We start from the raw sequence: 19,054 nt of genomic DNA on the forward strand, positions 1-19,054 counted from the left end.
ACTGTCTCGTGGGCTCGGAGATGTGTATAAGAGACAGATATAGGAATCGGCAAAAAATGATTTTTTGTCAGATTTAACATTTTTTGGACAATAAATGCTAGGCTGGTAGGTTAAATTTATATATATTTAATATTATCACTATGTTAAGGCATTGAAAAGCAGAGTCCAACATATCGCCTATAAGCTTCTCATCATCATCGGATTAGCGTTTTCTTTTGCAAGTGCAAGAGCCCAGCGCCATAGCTTTGAATTTTATGAGGGCACTTTCAATTTTGAAGCTGATTCTACCGTCGATATTGCTTTTCAATTGCCACTTACCAATCAGTCGGTTAAAGATTTTTACAACAAGGTAAATTCTGGGCATTACCAGGCGCTTGTACAGGCCTTGCTCGATTACCGCGACAATTACAAGCTGAACGACTGGCTCTATTACCAACTGGTTAGAAAAACAGCGCAGGAAATTAGTCCGAAGGCCGAAAACTATGGTCGTTATACCTTGTATAAATGGTTTTTAATGACCAAATCGGGCTACGATGCCAAGGTGGCGGTGGGCAACGACCAGATTATTTTCTACATCCGCAACAACGAAGACATTGCCGATATCCCGTTCTTTATGGTCGACGACAAAAAATATACCTGTCTCAACTACCACGACTACGGCAAGTTATTTAAGCGCGAAGACACCTACAAGCCGGTAAATATTGCGATTGCGGAAGCCAAGAACGCTTTCAGTTATAAGGTAACCCGCATGCCCGAGTTCAAGCCTGAAGATTATACCGAGAAGCAACTGGCTTTTAACTACAAGCACAAAGCCTACCACTTTAAGGTAAAGCTGAACAATGAGGTAGATAAGATTTTTGCCAACTATCCGGGCGTAGATTTCGGGACTTATTTTAATATTCCGCTGAGCAGGGAAACCTATCAATCGCTTATTCCGATATTAAAGGAGAACCTTAAAGGCATGAGCACCAAAAACGGCGTGGATTACCTCATGCGCTTTACCCGCTATGCTTTTCTTTACGAAAACGACGAAGATAATTTTGGCAAGGAAAAGCGCCTATCGCCAGAACAAACCCTATTGAATAAGTACAGCGACTGCGACGACCGCGCGGCCTTGTTTTTCTTTTTGGTAAAGGAAATCTACAACCTGCCCATGATTGCCATGCTCTACCCTACGCATATTACCATGGCCGTACAGTTCGATAAGCCCATTGGCAATGCCATTATCTACAACGGCAAATCGTACACCGTTTGCGAACCTACGCCACAGCAGCAGAACCTCAAACTGGGCGAACTATCGGCCAGCCTGAAAAACAAGCCTTACGAGGTGGTATACCATTACGACCCGCTCAACAAATAATCCTCCCATATTTGAGGGCATAAAAAAACCGTCCCGAAGCTAATCGGAACGGTTCGAAATAAACAATTTAATATCTTATTATTTTACAGCACCCGGCGTGGTGTAAGCCAATGATTGTGCATCAACTTCTGCCCAACCAGCTGCCCAGTTATCCGTACCAAAAGCGCCTTTGTAAGCAACAGGCGTGAAGAACGAACCCGATACTTTTGCGTTGGTGAATGAAGCACCAGTTGCGGCAACCGAACCCGCAGCCAAAGTAAAGTTAGCTGTGCCTAGGGTTGCACCCGATCCGAAATCAGTTGCATATAAATAAGGGTTTACAAACAAGTTAGCTGCAAAAAGACCGTTGGCAAAAACGTTATCGGTACGAAGCTTAGCTTCAACAGTTGCCAAGGCACCAGTGTTGCTCATTTTAACTTCTTGTGTTCTTGTACCATAAATCAAGTTGTTGGCAATAACCATCGAACCTGAGTTGAAGTTTGCGGTAGTAGAATTTGCCGTTTGAACGGTTGTATCGTCAATGTACAAACCAATTGGATAACCAGCGATAACCGAGTTCAGGATGCTGATCGAAGAGTTACGACGGATTTGTGCACCATTTTGGAAATTGGCATTGAAAGAACCTGTAGCGGCTTTGCATGGACCAATGATGGTTACGTTTGAGAAAACAGCCGAAGTTTTAGGTGTTTGGTCGGTACCTGTTGCATTGTTATCTGATTCGAAACCGTTTGAACCTGATTGGTCGGCCACAGTAGATACACGTTGAGCCAAAGCAAACTGAACATTGCCTGAATAACCGAAATCTGTATCGAAATCATCATCCCAAGTACCGATAGCCAATAAGTGTTTTGCATTTACTGTACCGCCGAACCACTCGAAAGCATCGTCGCCAGAACGATAAACTTGGATATAATCCAAAGTAGTACCATTACCAACACCGCCCATGGTCAATCCGTTGATTTCGTTATCAACTGAATAAGCGATACCGGCAAACTCGATACGTACATATTTCATTGTACCAGAGTTGTCTGCTGGATCTGTACCGCCGTAAAAAATATAGGCTTTTTCGTCTTTACCAGTAGGCTGTACCAAACCACCTTCTATTTTAACATCGGTACCTTGGTTTACAGGGGCCTTACCCAAAAGGATTACACCGCCCCAATCGCCTTGGCTACGTGCGCCAGCTGCCAAAGCAGAAGTAAATACAATTGGTTTATCAACAGTACCAGTAGCATTGATCTTGGCGCCGCGGGTGATGATCAAAGTACCTTTAGTTGCTTTATCGCCTTTAACGATTGTTCCAGGCTCGATAGTTAAGGTAGCACCATTGCTTACATAAACAAAGCCTTTTAACAAATAGATCTTGCTTGCAGACCAAGTTGTGTTGGCAGAAATCTCGCCGCTAACCTCTACTACATTTCCTGCAGCAGGAGTTGGCTCGTCATCAACAACGCTGTTCTTCTTGCATGAGGTTGCGAACAAAACAACCGATAATGCTAATAATAAAATTTTGATTTTCATTTTTCTTGTTTTCTTTTTGAATAGTGCAAATAGATTGATTTAAGTTTGCTTTACCGTTAACCTCACATTAACAATATGTTAAGTATTAAAACGAATAACTAAATGACAATGAGACATTTGTACCTGGCTTATACGACATAATCGTCTCGTCGCCACCGGTATTGGTATCGTATTTTTTGTTCTTGTTGTAATCGAAGTAAATGGTATTGCGCTGGTTTAGGATATCGCCTACGTTCAGTTTGATTTCGCCTCTCGACTTGATTACTTTATAACCAGCCTGAAAATCGATCACGTCGCGCGGGGCCTCCCAAGTGCTTGGGAAAGTAATGCCGCTGGCTTGGATAATCCTTCTGCCAATTCTGTTGTAAAGTACGTTGAGGCTCAATTTGTTGTTCAGTGCCGTATGCTGCAAACCTGCATTCACTACATAAGGCGATTGGCCAACCATCGGGCGGGTTTTATCGATGTAGTTCTGGTCTTCAGGGTTTTTGATTTTCGACTTCACCAAAGAAACGTTGGCATAGGCCGTAGTGTTTTTAAGAAACTGGCCCCCACCGATAAAACCGAGGTTTTTCCTCACTTCAAATTCCAAACCATAGCTGTAGGCTTTTGCGGTATTGAAATAAGAGATGTCTGGTGTTGACAACACATCGTAGCGGTACGATTCGATCGCATTGTTAAAGTTCTTGTAGAAAGCCGATACCGATAGGATCTCGCCTGCACCCGGATAGATTTCGTATCTTAAATCGGCATTATCGATCAAGGTCCTCTTCAGGTTGGGGTTACCCGATTGGTTGGCCAGCAATTCGTAATCATAGTATGAAGACAAAGTCAGCTCCCTGAATTCTGGCCTGGCCAAGGTACGGTAGTAAGAAGCCCTCAAATTGCTTTTTGCCGTTAGGCTGTAGGTTAAGTTAACCGAGGGCAAAACGTCGAGTTGGGTATCGTCAACATAGGTTTTTTTCACATTCGATAATTGGACATTATAGTTTTCTACCCGCACGCCATACACCGCACGGAATTTCTCGCCGAATTTCTGGTCTAACATGGCATAACCATAATTGGTAAACGAATTGGCATCGTAGCTGTCAACATCGCTTCCGATTTCGTTGAGCTTGTAAACGCCCGATTGAATAAGCGAAGGCGAGAAAATCTGGTTAACTGGCAGCGCCCTGATGCGTTGCATTTCGTCGGCATCGTTAGAGTGCAGTTCTGCACCAATAAACCTGGCGTTAAACGTACGCTCGCGGTATTGCGAACCCAAGCCTGCCTTAAAGGTGCTTGAGGCGTTGAACAATTTAACCGGGGTGCTGTAGTTTACATCACCTGCATAAATATTTTCGTTCAGGTTAGAAAACAAGCGGGTGTTTTCTTTACCTAATGAAGTAATATTGGCTTGATAAGGCACACTTGGATCGTTTTGCGAAGCCAAGGCCTTTGCATAGTTTATTTTCAACTGGTTAGGCTGATCGTTGGTTACGTTACTGAACGAGGCCGACCATTTTAACTTGCTGCTTTTACCACCAATCTGGTGCTCGCCTTCCAAGGTAGACTTGAACAGCGACTTTTGCATAACATCGTAGGCATAAAACCTGTTGATGGTTGTCGACCCTTGGTTGATACCGGTACGCTCGGTATAGTTGTCGTCGTAGTTTTTATTGTAGATGTTCTTGAAGCTGATCTTGTTTTTGCCAAAGCTGTAGGCAAAGTTGGCCAAGGCGCCCAAGTTGGTCGAGAACTTATATTGGTTATCGTTATAATCATACACATAAAATGCACGTTTCACATCTTCGCCAATATTTTGCGAGTTGCGGTAGGTTAAAGAAACCAAGGCACCAAAACGGCTATCGTCTTTAAAGTGTTTTACCCTGCCCATGCTAAACTGGTAGTTCTGGCTAGGCAAAGCCGAATTGTTGTTGATGGTGAAATCGTTTGGCAATGACTTTAAGGCGCCTACGTTTCTGGCCGGTGTCAACCCGCTCAGGATTTTGTTTCTCGAAGGAAAATTATCGGCCAGTTGTTTAGAACCATCGTCAAAGCCCAAATAGTTCAGGGCATTTTTGCTGGTGGCCAAAAAGTCTTTGAAAGTTGATTGGCTGTTGTAGCCATAGCCTACGCCAAAAGAGATAAAGTTATCGTCTGGAATATCTTTGGTGGTAATCTGAACGGCTCCGCCAGCAAAATCGGCAGGAAGGTCTGGAGTGGCGGTTTTGCTGATGGTAATTTTGTCTACCAAGTTGGCCGGCACAATATCGAACGAGAAGGCCTTCCGGTTAGGCTCGGTGCTCGGCAACGTAGAATTGTCTAAGGTAGCTGTATTGTAACGATCGCTCAAGCCCCTTACCACAACAAACTTATTGTCTTGGATGGTAGCGCCGCTTACACGCCTCAAGGCTTCTGAAGTATTCTTATCTGGCGATTTCTTGATCTGATCGCTCGAAATACCATCAGAAATTACAGAACTGTTTTTTTGCTGTGCATAAAGCGAGTTAACCGATTCCTGTTTAAAGTTGGCGGTAATCACCACCTGTTTTAGGGTTTGCGAGCTGGCTTCTTCCATTACCACGTTTAAGGAAGTGGTAACGCCGCTTTTAACTTCCACATCGGTAATCCTTTTGGTGGCATAGCCTACGTAAGAAATCTCGATGATATGCTTGCCTTCGGTAAGTCCCGGAAGCACATATTTGCCGTCAACATCGGTACCTACACCTTTGGTGGTACCTGCCAATTTAACGGAAACGCCGATCAGTGTTTCGCCTGTTTTCTTGTCTGATACGGTTCCTGAAATTTTGCCTGTCCCCTGTGCGAAAACAGCCGCTCCCATCACCAAGAATAGCAATGTAAAAAGCGCTTTTTTAAGAGTTAATTGTGAGTTCAATTTGCCTGATTATTTGTTTAGGCAAAACTATTACCACAATGTTAGCTCTATGTTAGCGCCAAATTACCATTCGTTTATGCAAAGGTTAACTAATTGTTAAATGGCCGCCATATCAATATTTTAGCCCTACTTTTTTGCAAACAAAATGCAACAACCAAATCGGGCCGATTAACAAAAACTTAACATCATCTAAAAATGAGGGCTTTTTGCCTTCTATTTTATGGCCAATAAACTGCCCAATCCAGGCTACCACGAAAATGATGGCGAATACCAGCCAGGCTGCCGGTCCGCCCGCCGTTTGCCAATGCTCCAGCTTTACAATGCCATAGCTCATCAGTCCGATAATCCAGATCATTAAAAAGAACAGCACCGGCGACAAGGTGAAGTAATAATACATGGCAAAGGCAATCAGAAAAGAGGCCCAATTGAAATAGCCGTTATACTGGCCCAGAAAATCCAGATGCGGAAAGGGGATTTGCCATACCAAGCCCAATAGGCTGAATACAATTAAGGGAACACAGATCCAGTGGATTAGTTCGTTGGTATGGTTTTGATGGCTCTCGCCATATTTATCAAAATAGATGTCGACCGGACGTTTAGCTAGTTTTTCCATGTTGCTTATTTTTTCAACCAAGGCTTATGATTAAGCCTGCTACAGCCATAAGACCTAGCCAGCTCAATTTTTCGATGGTTTTAGTCTATAAAAATAAAAAAAGCGGTAGACAAATCTACCGCTTTTTAAATAATTTAGCTTGCTCAGCTACCAATGCACTGTTATTTGGCAAAGGCTACCGAGCGGGTTTCCCTGATTACCGTAACCTTGATCTGGCCCGGATAGGTCATTTCGGTTTGGATGCGGTTAGAGATATCGGCCGCCAACAGTTCGGCTTGCTGATCGGTTACCCTTTCGCTTTCTACCACTACCCTTAGCTCTCTACCTGCCTGGATGGCAAAGGTTTTTTCTACGCCTGGGTAAGAAAGCGCCAGTTCTTCCAGTTCTTTTAAACGTTTGATATAGCTTTCCACTACTTCGCGACGTGCGCCCGGACGTGCACCCGAAATCGAGTCGCAGGCCTGGATGATCGGCGAAATCATAGAAGTCATCTCGATCTCGTCGTGGTGGGCGCCAATGGCGTTGCACACCTCTGGGTGTTCCTTATATTTTTCGGCCAGTTGCATACCCAAAATAGCGTGTGGCAATTCCGGATTATCATCAGGCACTTTACCTATATCGTGCAATAAGCCGGCACGTTTGGCCAACTTGGCATTCAAGCCCAACTCTGCCGCCATGGTGGCACAGAAATTAGCCACTTCGCGCGAGTGGTGCAACAGGTTTTGTCCGTACGAAGAACGGTAACGCATGCGGCCTACCATCCTGATCAGCTCAGGGTGCAAACCATGGATGCCCAAATCAATTACCGTACGCTCGCCGATTTCTACGATTTCGTCTTCGATTTGTTTCTTGGTTTTGGCTACGACCTCTTCAATACGGGCCGGATGTATACGGCCGTCGGTTACCAAGCGGTGTAGCGCCAATCGGGCAATCTCTCTTCTTACCGGATCAAATCCAGATAGGATAATGGCTTCTGGGGTATCATCAACAATAATTTCGATCCCGGTTGCCGCTTCTAAGGCGCGGATGTTCCTGCCTTCTCTACCAATTACACGACCTTTGATTTCGTCGTTGTCGATGTGGAAAATAGATACCGAGTTCTCGATGGCCGCCTCGGCAGCTGTACGCTGAATAGTTTGGATAACCACTTTCTTAGCTTCTTTGCTGGCGGTGAGCTTGGCTTCGTCTACGATATCTTTTACCTGCATCAGGGCCTGCGAACGGGCTTCTGATTTCATATTTTCTACCAGTTGGTTTTTGGCTTCTTCGGCGCTTAAACCGGCAATGGTTTCTAGTTGCTTTACGTGTTGTTGCTTCAACACATCTACTTCTTCCTGTTTTTTAAGAGCCAAGGCCGTTTGTTTTTCCAGGTTGTTACGTTGGTTATCAAGCTCCTGCTCTTTGCGGTTGGCGTTTTCGAGCTTTTGGTTTAACGATTGTTCTTTTTGCTTGATGCCGTTTTCGCGTTGGTTTACCTCGTTATTTCGTGCATTTACCTGTTGTTCGTGTTCTGCCTTCAGCTGCAGGAATTTTTCCTTGGCCTCCAGCAGTCGGTCTTTCTTCATGATTTCGGCTTGGCTCTCTGCATCTTTCAGTATTTTCTTCGCTTTGCTTTGCGCGGCTACCTCTTGTTGTTTAAGCAGGTTCCGCAACAGGTATCTGCCAATTGCTATACCAACAATCAAGCTGGCCAGCACGCATCCTGTTATCCCTAGTATTTCCATTGTTTATGTTTAGTTTTTAATTGGTGATGGAGCCATCCTTTAAGCTTCATGATTCCATCGTTTTTTGTTTATAAAAAAACCGTAACTTAATTATTATGTCCGTGCATGCCTGCTTTCATCTGCCGGCAAAAGCCGAAAAAAGATAGCCAGGAAACATTGAAACATAAAAATTTAGCTACGGCCAAATTCTATTAGCTTATACGGCTCCCGCTTGAAGTTGTAGCTTCAATTAAGGCCGTTATAAGAACGTTTTTATTTAGCGAAAAATCCGTTTAGCAAACTATCCAACTCCTCCACCTTCTCGGCAACGGCAGTATCTTGATTCTGGACTTTATGTTCTGTTCTCAACACCGCCGTTGCATAATGCAACACCGCCATCGAAAGCAGATCTTGTTTATCTCTAACCGCATAATTTTCTTGGTAGTCTTTTATGCGCTCGTTGATAATCTTAGCAGCCCGCCTCACGATCTCTTCTTCTTCCATGTTTACCTTTAGGGGGTAAATACGGTCGGAAATAGTTATTTTAATCGAGATTTCTCCCATTTTTTAAGCTTTGTTTCAATTTTTTGCGCCGCTATTTTTTTAGCAACACCACACACTTATCAATTTCACGCACAAATTCGTTAATTTTTTGCTTTATATCAAGTGTCTTTTCACTTGTGCCTTCAATACTCTTCGCTAATTTGAGCACGCGCAGCTTTTCGGTAAGGTCGGCTTCGTTAATTTTAGCTCGGTCTAACGTGGCCTTTACGTGCTTGTTTTCTAACTTTAAAAGTTCATTTTCTTCTTGCAGGGCATTGCAGAGCTCGATAAGGCGAGCTGTTTTGAGCAATACGTTATTTAATTGGTCGGCAACTGAAGACATGCTTTTAAGTTTTAATTATTGAATGAAAGAATTTCGAGTGATTGAATGTGGACGTTCCGATTAAAAAACTTAGCTCCCCATTCTTTCATTCCTTCATGCGATCATTCCATCATTTCTTTATTATCTAATTTCTGCTTTTGCGTTTTGGACTAAGTTAGCTATAATCTTTTGCATCACCGCATCGATTTGCTTATCGGTTAAGGTTTGCTCCTCGTCTTGCAGCGTAAAGTTCAGGGCGTACGACTTTTTGCCTTCCGGAAGCTTGTCGCCTTCGTACACGTCAAATACCTGCACCTGCTTGATCAATTTCTTCTCTGTTTTAAAGGCAATCGTCTTTAACTCGTCGAAAGTAACCTTTTTGTCGACCAACATCGACAAATCCCTTCTTACCGATGGGTATTTCGGAACTTCTTTGTTGATGATCTTGTTTTTGCGAACCGCATCCAACAATCCAGCCCAATCAAAATCGGCATAAAACACTTCCTTGTCGGTTCCGGCTTGTTTTCTATCGGCCAGCGTGGCTGCGCCAAACGAAACCAGGGTTTGTGCGCCTCTGAAATATTTCAGTCCGTAAGCAAAATTTTCGTCGCTAATTTCTTCCGATTGGAAATTGGCAATGCCCAAACGGCCAATAATGGCATCTACGGCTGCCTTCAAGTTGTAAAAAGTAGAAGGACCATCGTTTTGGTTCCATTGTTCGCTTTGCTTGCTGCCAGTAACCAATACCAGCAAACGCGGACGCTCTATATACTCGCCATGAATTAAATGATAGGTTTTGCCAAACTCGTAGCATTTCAGATCGGCATTTCTGCGGTTCTGATTGTACACCACGCTTTCCAAAGCCGGCTGCAACAAACTTTGACGCATGACGTTCAAGTCGGAGCTCAACGGATTTAAAATCTGTACGGCTTCTTCTGGCTTTTTAGAAAAGGCCGAACGGGTAAGCGAATTGCACCAGATTTCTAAAAAGCCGTTTGCAGTAAGCATATCGGCAATCAGGTTCTGGATATTTTCTTTATTTGGCTTGGCGGTATAGGCTAATGAGGCATTTACCTTGGTAGGGATAACAATATTGTCGTAGCCATAAATACGCAATACCTCTTCGGTAATGTCGCATTCGCGGGTTACGTCTACCTTGTAGGCCGGCACTTTTAGGCTCAGGCCTTTTTCGGTTTCTGCCGCAACGGTAATGCCCAGGGCCACAAGGATGGCTTTGATTTCGGTGTTCGGAATGTCCTGTCCGATCAAAGCAATGATGCCTTCATAAGTCATCTCTACATCGAATGGCTGTGCAGGAGCGGGATAAATATCAGCAATGGCCGAAGAAATCTCTCCACCAGCCACTTCCTTGATCAGCAAGGCCGCACGCTTAAGCGCCGTTACTGTAATTTCTGGATCTGTACCGCGCTCGAAACGGAAAGAAGCATCGGTTTTTAAGCCATGTCTTTTTGAAGTTTTACGAACCGATACCGAATTGAAATAAGCACTTTCTAAGAAGATATTGGTGGTTTGCTCGCTTACGCCAGAGTTCTTGCCGCCAAATACGCCGGCAATGCACATCGGCTTGGTGGCGCTGCAGATCATCAGGTCTTCGGCCGAAAGCTTGCGCTCCACATCATCAAGCGTTACAAACGGCGTGCCTTCAGGGCATTGTTTTACGATGACTTGCTTGCCGTCAATTTGGTCGGCATCAAAGGCGTGCAAAGGCTGGCCCAACTCGTGCAGCACATAATTGGTAACGTCTACGATATTATTGATCGGTCGGATACCGATTACTTTTAATTTGTCTTTTAGCCAATCGGGCGATGCCTTAACGGTTACGCCGCTAATGGTAACGCTGCTGTAACGCGGACAAGCTTCGGTATCCTCTACCGTAACCTCGATCTTTAACGATTCGTTGTCGGTTTTAAAGGCCGAAACATCAGGCATTTGGTAAGAAGTACGCAAATAAGCCGCCAAATCCCTGGCCACGCCCAAATGCGAAGCGGCATCGGCGCGGTTTGGCGTTAATCCGATTTCGAACATGAAATCATCTTCCATCTTGAAATACGACTTGGCAGCGATCCCTATTGCAGTATCTTCTGGCAATACCATGATACCGGCATGTGAAGCGCCCAAACCGATCTCGTCTTCGGCACAAATCATACCGGCCGACTCTTCGCCCCTGATTTTAGATTTGTTGATTTTAAAAGGCTCGCCTTCGTTGGGATAAACGGTTGTGCCCACCGTAGCTACTACTACCTTTTGTCCGGCTGCCACATTTGGCGCACCACATACAATTTGCAGCCATTCGCCGGTACCGACGTCAACCTTGGTTACGCGCAAACGATCGGCGTTGGGATGCTGGACGCATTCAACTACCTGGCCAATGACCAAACCCTCTAAGCCGCCCAAAACAGGCTGCACTTTTTCAAGGCTCTCTACTTCTAAACCAATATTGGTTAAAATAAGCGAGATTTCCTGTGGCGTTTTATCGGTTTGTATAAATTGCTTGAGCCAGTTGTATGATATTTTCATGTTTCAGTATCGAGTATGGCGCATTGCATGTAGCGTGAGGTTTTTCGCACCTCTCAATTCTCGCTATGCAATACTTTGCTATTAAAACGCAAAGATATTATTTAATGCCGAAAGCAGAAAGGCAGGCGAATAGTTTGACAAAGAAAAAATCAATGCATGCCGCCACCAATGCCACTGAGAATGGCTGCACAGGCACCGGCGCCAACCACTACCATAATTACGGAAATGATGATGAGCCTCAAACCCGGCTTAACGGGCTGACTGCTGGAAGATTTTGCAATGACCATGATCAAACCAACCAGGAAAAGTATCCCTGTGAAGGCCCAATACAGTAAGGATAATACAATTATTCCGTCCATAGCTTAAAGTTAATCAATTGGTGTCAATTTTTGCCTGATCGCATCAATTTTATGATCGCGGTAAAAAATATTCATGGTTTCGAAAGGCACCATCTTGTATTTATCGCTCACAATGTGGACACAGGATTTCTTTACGGCGCGCACATCAAAATCCAATGGATCCATAAAATTCATGATGATGATTCGAAACAGGTTGTCGTACTTTAAGCCATCGGCCTGCACCCTTGGCAAACAGCACATCAGTTCGCCAAACGTACCTTCGGCACAATCGACCGAAACACCGGTACTGAACAAATTGATCATGTGTTCTTTCAGTTTCTCATCATGCTCAAACACGATTGTATTTTTCGAATTGTTGAGCAAGTCTTCCGGGTTGATCAGGTTGGTCATCGGGATAACATCATCATCTATTTTTAAGGCATAGGCCATACACAGCGCATCAGGGTTACAAGGTACCGGAATCAGGTCTTGAGGGGTAAAAATAGACTGTTCGTAAATTTTGCGGCGTACTTCGGTTAAGGTAATCCGACCGGCCTGATCGTTGTAATTGTCGTTACGACCGGCAACCTGGGTAGGCTGAAAAGTGACGCCCCTTACGCATTTTTGTTTGAGGGCGTAAGCCAGAATATCACCAATTTCGTGATCGTTAAGGCCTTTTTGCAAAGTAACCACCAAGGTAGTAGACACATTGAATTGGTTGAGGTGGTCGATGGCCTTTCTTCTCACCTCGGTCAGGTCTTCGCCCCTTAATTGCGTAAGCACTTCGGGACTGAAACTATCAAACTGCAGATAGATTTCGAAATCGGGCATATAGCTGGCCAGCTTCTCTACAAAACCAATGTCTTTGGCTAGGCGGATTCCGTTGGTGTTGACCATCAGGTGTTTGATGGGCTTGGTTTTGGCCAGATCGAGGATGGCAAAAAAATCGGGATGCACGGTGGGCTCGCCGCCCGAAAGCTGCACCACATCGGGCTCGCCTTCATTGGCCACCACTACATCGAGCATTTTGTCGATTTCTGCCAAAGTACGGTGCCTGCCGTAATGTGGCGATGACATGGCATAACAGGTTGGACAGCTCAGGTTGCATCGGTCGGTTACCTCAACAACGGTCAGGCACGAATGCTGTTCGTGGTCGGTACACAACCCGCAATCGTAGGGGCAGCCATAATGCACTTTGGTGTTAAACTTCAAAGGCATTTCCGACTGCTTGTTATAGTTCCTGATCTGCTTGTAATATTCCACATCATCGGCAATCATGACCTTGCTTTCGCCATGCGTGCGACAGTTTTTAAGCATATAAACCTTCGCATCCTGAAAAATGATCTTGGCATCGCAAAGCATCAGGCATTCGGGGCAAAGGCTTTTCGTATAGTCGTAATAGATGTAATCTCTTGTTTTCATGGGCTAATCGGTTTCTCGGCAAAAGCTGCCTTGCACATTCGGATCAAAAACTTATAGTAATATAGGAATATAAATAGAGCCGACCAATGAATGCTGCTCAATTCTAAAAACAAGGGCTGATAGGGTTTTAAAAACTCGACCAGAAATCGATACAGGAAATAAAGCACCATGAAGAGTTTAAATCTATCGCCATTGCGCATTTCTTTATGACGTATACTTAGGAACAAAGCGAACAACAGCACCAAATAGATCATTTCATAAAGTGCCACCGGATGTCTTTTGATTCCGTCGCCCAAATCCATTCCCATCCAAAACCGGGTCTCTATGCCATAGGTAGGTTCGGCTACGCCCATTAAAAAACAGCCAATGCGACCAATAAACAGGGCTGTTAAAATCGGGATTACATATAAATCGCCAGAGGCAACTCGTACCCCGATAAACTTTTTGATGAGCTCTACGCCCAAAAGTCCGCCCAACAAGCCACCCGCAATGGTTTTGCTGGCATACAAAATGCTAAAGGTAAGGTGAGGCAGTTGGTCTGGGGTTTCCAAAATGGCAATCAGCCTTGAGCCCACTAGCGCCCCAAGCATTGCGCCCAGCATAATCCACAGGCGGTTCTCATCCGAAATCGGGTCTTTTACGCCTTTCCGCAGGTAATAATAAACCCGAATACCGACTATAAAAGCCAGTGTTTCGAGCAGGTAATGCCAGTGATAGAGCCTACCGCCTAATGCGAACTGGACCGGAAAGCCAAGCCATAAGAATCTGCCCAAAACCAGCACCTAAAAATAAAGCCTTACAAAAACAGGCAAGTGATCTGAGTAATAACGTTGGTCTTTGCTGTCGGATAATACCGCAAACTTTTGCACCTTGAAAGCCTTGTTTACAAATACGTAATCTATTTTGTCTTTTAGAGGGCTATCCCATTTAAACGCGTTGAAGGTACCGGTTGGCCCATAAGGTGGCTCAACGGAAATGTCTTTGGTATCTGTTAAAAACGATTTGATGGTAGCGATGGCTTCTGTTTCGGGCGTTACGTTCAAGTCGCCGGTAAAAACCACAGGCAGCGTTGGCGCAATTTCCTGTATTTTCTTCTTGAGCAGCTTAGCCGATTCTATCCTCGCCTGCACGCCCACATGGTCGTAATGCGTGTTGAAAACCAGAAATTCTTTTTTATTGGCCTTATCGTACAGTTTTACCCACGAACAGATTCGGTTCAGGGCGGCATCCCAGCCTTTGCTTGGCACATCGGGCGTGGTTGACAGCCAAAAAGTACCGCCGTCTTTTTTCACGAAACGGTTTTTGTTAAAATATACTGCCGAAAACTCGCCTTTGCGCTTGCCATCGTCGCGACCTACACCTACCGCATCAAAATTGGAATTGGCCAACAAATCGTCGAACTGCTCGGGTAGCGCCTCTTGTACGCAAAGAATATCGGTATCGTAAAAACGAACCAGGGCTTTTACATTGTCTTTTCGGTTGGGCCATGCGTTAATGCCATCAGAAGCTAAATTGAGCCTGATGTTATAGGTAATGATATTGATCGGCTGATTTTTCTGGGCAAAAGTTGCCGTAGCCACACACAGGCCAACAAACAACACGGCTAAGGTTTTTCTCATCATGCCCCTAAATTACGAATACTATGTTAAATTAGTGTTGCGCGGCGATAGTCAATGGTTGATAGTTGATAAACTACAGGTTGAGTTGAAGCTTTTTCGAGCAACATAAAAACAAGCTGTCGATTAAGAAAAGAAACCCATAAGCTACTCATCTAACGCCTAACCACCTAATTCAGCCAACGAACTACATATAACCTTCGTCGGCTAAGCTCATGAAAGAATTATCGGCTATGATCAGGTGATCAATAACCGGCAGTTCAAGCACCAAGCCTGCGGCAACTAGCTTCTGGGTAATTTCAATATCCGATGCACTCGGCTTGAGATTGCCCGAAGGATGGTTATGGGCCAGAATTATGGAAGAGGCCTTATGTTCAAAAGCAATCTTGAAAACCACTTTCGGATCGACCACCGTACCCGAAAAACCTCCTTTGCTCACTAATTGAGTGCCAATGACAAAATGGGCACGGTTAAGCAGCAAAATCCAAAATTCTTCGTGTGGCAGATCCGACAGTTCGCCCTGCATTACGGCAAAGGCATCTTGGGAAGAAACAACCTTTCTTGGCCTATCGGCTACGGCTTCCTTGCGCCGCCTGCCCAATTCGAGCGCTGCAATAATGGCAATAGCTTTGGCCTCGCCAATGCCATTAAACCTGGACAGTTCTTTGATTTCAACTTTTGCCAATCGGGCCAGGTCGTTGTGGTAAAACCTGAGAATGCGCTTGCTCAGGTCGACAGCCGTTTCGGTTTTGTTGCCCGATCCAACCAGGATGGCAATCAATTCGGCATCTGTTAATTGCTTACGGCCTTTGGCCGCGAGCTTCTCTCTGGGGCGATCGGCTTCTGCCCAGGCTTTGATGCCTAGTTTTTGCTCATTCTTTTTCATGACACCTATTTCGTTCCGCCAAAAACTTCCGCCAGTTTTTTGTCGAGTTCTTCTCCGCGGAGGTTGGTGGCCAAAACTATCCCGTTACCGTCTATCAAGATGTTGCTCGGAACGCTCCGTATGTTGAACATCCTCGAAACCGTATTTTCCCAGCCCCCCAAATCAGAAACATGTGTCCATTTTAAACCATCGGCTTTGATAGCCTTAAGCCATGCCTTTTTGTTGTCGTCCAAAGAAACACTTAAAATTTCAAATCCACGATTTTTATATTGCTGGTAGGCCTTCACTACCGTTGGGTTTTCTTGTCTGCAAGGCACGCACCACGATGCCCAAAAATCAACCAGCAGGTACTTGCTCTTAAAATCGCTAACCGAAACCGGATGTCCAAACTGGTTGCGCTGTTCAAAATCGGCTATTTTCTGGCCCACAACCACATCAACGGGCTTGATGTTATTGTTCTTGATCGCCAAGGCATAACTGGTTGTTTTTAGTGTTGGACTTAACGAAGCATAGACCTGCTGCAGTTCGTCGTTATCAAAATATTGCTGATATCCGCTCAAAATATAAAGCGAAATCATAGAATTAGGGTATTGACTCAACAGTTCGGCTACGCCCTGTCGGATGTTCTTTTTCTTTTCGTCGTCGGCAATTGGCGACTGGATGATTTTAGAAAACTGCTTCGTAACCGAATCGATCACTTGGTGGGCATGCCCAGCCTGAATGATTTTTCCTTTTACATCCAATCCGCTAAACCTGTTGTTTTTAAAAGAGGCCGTATCCAATTGGAGGATAGTTTGGCCAGCATCGATCCAAAAAGGCGTAAGGCCTACCGGTTTAGCAAAGGGAACAGCAATATAGGCATAGGTAGGAATGCTTACCTTTCCCTTAAACAGGAAGCTTCCGTTTGTGGTATATACCGAATCTTTTTTGCCGTAGTAGAGGTAAACCTTACCGGCGTAGTTGTTGATTTTGCCCCGAACGGAAAAACGGTGCTGGGCATTGAGTTGGCTAAATAGGGATAGAAAAAAAACGAAAGCGAAGATTTTTTTCATAAAAAAAGCGGTATAGCATAGGCTACACCGCTCTAATATAGTTAAAAAAAAGCGACTATTTTAAACCGTTAACGAATTTCGTTAATTTGGATTTATTGTTAGAAGCCTTGTTTTTGTGGATTACATTTTTCTTGGCCAAACGATCTAGCATAGATACTACCTTAGGTAATAACTCTAAACCAGTTTTTTTATCTTCAGCAGCACGCAATCTTTTGATGAAAGTACGTGTAGTTTTTGCTTGATATCTGTTACGTAGACGTTTTGCTGCGTTTGCTCTAATTCTCTTTAAAGACGATTTATGATTTGCCATTCTTTTTCAGCCTTTTTGCTATTTTTATTATTTCGGACTGCAAATATAGAGTTATTGTTTTAAAATTCCAAAATGGTTTTGAAAATATTTTTTATTTAAACTCCTACTTTTTAATCACTTGCCAAAAACAAGCCTGGGAACGCATTTATATTACCCTAAAGTTAAGCCATTTAAAAAAAACGACAAAACTATTTCTTTAAAGGGGTAAAATGCTATTTTTGGAAAAACATCGGGATTTCGGGGCAAAAATCAGCAAACCGACCAGGTTTGGTTTAGTTTTTGTTCGGCGAATGTTAAAAAACTAAGGAACCGGCTAGGGCATATCCCCAAAACCCTGCCGTTTATTAAACGACTTCAAACATTAAATGAAAAAAAGGATCGCAATTTTTGCTTCGGGTTCAGGATCGAATGCGCAAAAGATAATGGAGCACTTTAAGCGCAATACGGAAGTGGAAGTTGCCTTGGTATTGACCAACAATCCGGATGCCTATGTATTGCAGCGCGCCGACAGCTTTGAAATACCTTCGCATATTTTCGACAAGCAAGAGTTTTACAAAACCGACAATATCCTCGACCTGCTCAAAAACCTCGATATCGACCTGATTGTGCTGGCTGGCTTTTTATGGCTCATCCCCAAAAACCTATTGCAGGAATATCCGGGCAGGATCATCAATATCCATCCCGCCATTTTGCCAAAGTTTGGCGGAAAAGGCATGTATGGCGACCACGTACACCAAGCCGTAATGGAAGCCAAGGAAACCGAAGGAGGCATCACCGTCCACTACGTGAACGAGCACTACGACGAAGGCGAATATATTTACCAGGCCAAATACCGCATCGATAAGGACGACAACCTCGAAATGATCAAGTTCAAAGGCCAGCAACTGGAACACCTGCATTATCCGCGCATTGTAGAAAGCATCATCAAAAAGATCAAAAAATGATTTGCCAACCAGGCAAATCATCATTATCTTGACCTATGTTCAAAACCATCAGGTCGCTCTATACTTTTTACCTCAGCCATTTCTTTGCGGGGCTGCTCATCAGCCTGAGCTGCATGTACCTTTACCATGCCTTAGGCAACCGGGCCATTCCGGCCATTTGCTGGTACAAGGTCCTTACCATGGCCATTTTCTTCTACGCCGTTAATATCCGCAAAAGAAAGGAATTTGTTTATTACCAAAATTTGGGCATTTCAAAAAAACTGCTCTGGAGCGTTACCTTGGGCTTCGATTTCTTGTGGTTTGTAGCCCTAATGACATTAGCCAAATGATGCACAAACTGGAAGCCGATGGCATAGAACTCTCTTTTGGCACCCGAAAAATACTGCGGAGCGTTTACCTTAACTGCGAAACCAATAGGGTTACCGGCCTGCTGGGCCGTAACGGCGAGGGCAAATCCTGCCTGATGAACATCATCTACGGATCGCTCAAAGCCGATATCCGTTCGGTAAGATTTAACGGCAAGAGCATGCCGCAAGCTTTTAAAAGACCCGACCTTCTCACCTATTTGCCCCAATTCAACTTTGTGCCCGCTTCCCTCGCTTTAAAAAGGGTATTTAACGACTTTGGACTGGCATTTGCCGATTTCGAAGCGGCTTTCCCTGAATTTGTTGGCAGGAATGGCGCCAAAGTAGGCCAGCTTTCCGGAGGCCAGCGGCGCCTGCTGGAAGTGTACCTCATTGTACAATCCGAATCGCAGTTCTCTATGCTCGACGAGCCTTTTTCGAACGTCATGCCTTTGCACATCGAAAAGATAAAGGAACTGATCCTAGCCGCGAAACCACGCAAGGGCTTTATCATTACCGACCATTATTACCAGCACATTGTAGAACTCGGCGACCAGCTTTACCTGCTGAGGGAAGGTCAAACCCACCTCTGCCAAAGCCATGCCGATCTAGAATGGTTTGGCTATGTAAGCCAACTGACTCAATAGCGCTAAAAACGTCTTTT

18 protein-coding genes are annotated in these 19,054 nt (G+C 44.5%); 4 read left to right on the forward strand and 14 right to left on the reverse strand.

Annotated features, from left to right (window positions below):
• Positions 1-151 precede the first annotated feature (151 nt).
• Positions 152-1,360 carry a hypothetical protein gene (locus JHD69_RS09625; protein ID WP_233165829.1) on the forward strand — a complete coding sequence of 403 codons (1,209 nt, stop codon included), beginning with the start codon at positions 152-154 and terminating at the stop codon, positions 1,358-1,360.
• A 78-nt stretch (positions 1,361-1,438) separates the two neighbouring features.
• On the opposite strand, the gene JHD69_RS09630 is transcribed toward JHD69_RS09625, so the two are convergent.
• The 14 genes from JHD69_RS09630 to rpsT all read right to left on the reverse strand — a co-directional run bounded on the left by JHD69_RS09630 (position 1,439) and on the right by rpsT (position 17,102).
• On the reverse strand, positions 1,439-2,881 hold the full coding sequence (locus tag JHD69_RS09630; protein ID WP_199139728.1) for a hypothetical protein: 1,443 nt from the start codon (positions 2,879-2,881) through the stop codon (positions 1,439-1,441).
• An 85-nt stretch (positions 2,882-2,966) separates the two neighbouring features.
• Positions 2,967-5,759 (reverse strand): TonB-dependent receptor, encoded by a 2,793-nt coding sequence (locus tag JHD69_RS09635; RefSeq protein WP_233165831.1) that lies wholly within the window; start codon positions 5,757-5,759, stop codon positions 2,967-2,969.
• A 112-nt stretch (positions 5,760-5,871) separates the two neighbouring features.
• Positions 5,872-6,372: an Mpo1 family 2-hydroxy fatty acid dioxygenase gene (locus tag JHD69_RS09640; RefSeq protein WP_199139730.1), complete on the reverse strand. Its 501-nt coding sequence runs from the start codon at positions 6,370-6,372 to the stop codon at positions 5,872-5,874.
• A gap of 161 nt (positions 6,373-6,533) precedes the next feature.
• Positions 6,534-8,096, reverse strand: coding sequence for a ribonuclease Y (rny, locus tag JHD69_RS09645; RefSeq protein ID WP_199139732.1), 1,563 nt, complete (start codon positions 8,094-8,096; stop codon positions 6,534-6,536).
• A gap of 252 nt (positions 8,097-8,348) precedes the next feature.
• Positions 8,349-8,639 (reverse strand): cell division protein ZapA, encoded by a 291-nt coding sequence (locus tag JHD69_RS09650; RefSeq protein WP_173272232.1) that lies wholly within the window; start codon positions 8,637-8,639, stop codon positions 8,349-8,351.
• 31 nt (positions 8,640-8,670) lie between these two features.
• Positions 8,671-8,961 (reverse strand): hypothetical protein, encoded by a 291-nt coding sequence (locus JHD69_RS09655; RefSeq protein ID WP_199139734.1) that lies wholly within the window; start codon positions 8,959-8,961, stop codon positions 8,671-8,673.
• 120 nt (positions 8,962-9,081) lie between these two features.
• Positions 9,082-11,478, reverse strand: coding sequence for a phenylalanine--tRNA ligase subunit beta (pheT, locus tag JHD69_RS09660; protein WP_199139736.1), 2,397 nt, complete (start codon positions 11,476-11,478; stop codon positions 9,082-9,084).
• A 149-nt stretch (positions 11,479-11,627) separates the two neighbouring features.
• On the reverse strand, positions 11,628-11,837 hold the full coding sequence (locus tag JHD69_RS09665; protein WP_199139738.1) for a hypothetical protein: 210 nt from the start codon (positions 11,835-11,837) through the stop codon (positions 11,628-11,630).
• A gap of 9 nt (positions 11,838-11,846) precedes the next feature.
• Positions 11,847-13,238 carry a radical SAM protein gene (locus tag JHD69_RS09670; protein WP_199139740.1) on the reverse strand — a complete coding sequence of 464 codons (1,392 nt, stop codon included), beginning with the start codon at positions 13,236-13,238 and terminating at the stop codon, positions 11,847-11,849.
• Positions 13,235-14,011 carry a prolipoprotein diacylglyceryl transferase gene (locus tag JHD69_RS09675; protein WP_199139742.1) on the reverse strand — a complete coding sequence of 259 codons (777 nt, stop codon included), beginning with the start codon at positions 14,009-14,011 and terminating at the stop codon, positions 13,235-13,237. The genes JHD69_RS09670 and JHD69_RS09675 overlap by 4 nt, the downstream gene beginning before the upstream one ends.
• A 9-nt stretch (positions 14,012-14,020) precedes the next feature.
• Positions 14,021-14,857 (reverse strand): endonuclease/exonuclease/phosphatase family protein, encoded by an 837-nt coding sequence (locus tag JHD69_RS09680; protein WP_199139743.1) that lies wholly within the window; start codon positions 14,855-14,857, stop codon positions 14,021-14,023.
• Positions 14,858-15,041: 184 nt separating this feature from the next.
• Entirely contained in the window at positions 15,042-15,740 is a 699-nt protein-coding gene (gene radC / locus JHD69_RS09685) for a RadC family protein (protein WP_199139744.1), read from the reverse strand.
• 5 nt (positions 15,741-15,745) lie between these two features.
• The gene (locus JHD69_RS09690) at positions 15,746-16,792 is read right to left on the reverse strand and encodes a TlpA disulfide reductase family protein (protein ID WP_199139745.1); all 1,047 of its coding nucleotides are present in this window, start codon (positions 16,790-16,792) and stop codon (positions 15,746-15,748) included.
• A gap of 55 nt (positions 16,793-16,847) precedes the next feature.
• Positions 16,848-17,102: a 30S ribosomal protein S20 gene (gene rpsT / locus JHD69_RS09695; RefSeq protein ID WP_199139746.1), complete on the reverse strand. Its 255-nt coding sequence runs from the start codon at positions 17,100-17,102 to the stop codon at positions 16,848-16,850.
• A 365-nt stretch (positions 17,103-17,467) separates the two neighbouring features.
• Here rpsT and purN point away from each other — a divergent pair, with 365 nt between their 5' ends.
• The 3 genes from purN to JHD69_RS09710 are packed head-to-tail and all read left to right on the forward strand — an operon-like array spanning position 17,468 to position 19,037.
• On the forward strand, positions 17,468-18,046 hold the full coding sequence (gene purN, locus JHD69_RS09700) for a phosphoribosylglycinamide formyltransferase (protein WP_199139747.1): 579 nt from the start codon (positions 17,468-17,470) through the stop codon (positions 18,044-18,046).
• Between the two features lie 35 nt (positions 18,047-18,081).
• Positions 18,082-18,375, forward strand: coding sequence for a hypothetical protein (locus tag JHD69_RS09705; RefSeq protein ID WP_199139748.1), 294 nt, complete (start codon positions 18,082-18,084; stop codon positions 18,373-18,375).
• Positions 18,372-19,037 (forward strand): ATP-binding cassette domain-containing protein, encoded by a 666-nt coding sequence (locus JHD69_RS09710; protein ID WP_199139756.1) that lies wholly within the window; start codon positions 18,372-18,374, stop codon positions 19,035-19,037. The genes JHD69_RS09705 and JHD69_RS09710 overlap by 4 nt, the downstream gene beginning before the upstream one ends.
• Positions 19,038-19,054: the final 17 nt, after the last annotated feature.

It is taken from the genome of Pedobacter sp. ASV12, from assembly GCF_016429155.1.
Taxonomy (GTDB): Bacteria; Bacteroidota; Bacteroidia; order Sphingobacteriales; family Sphingobacteriaceae; genus Pedobacter.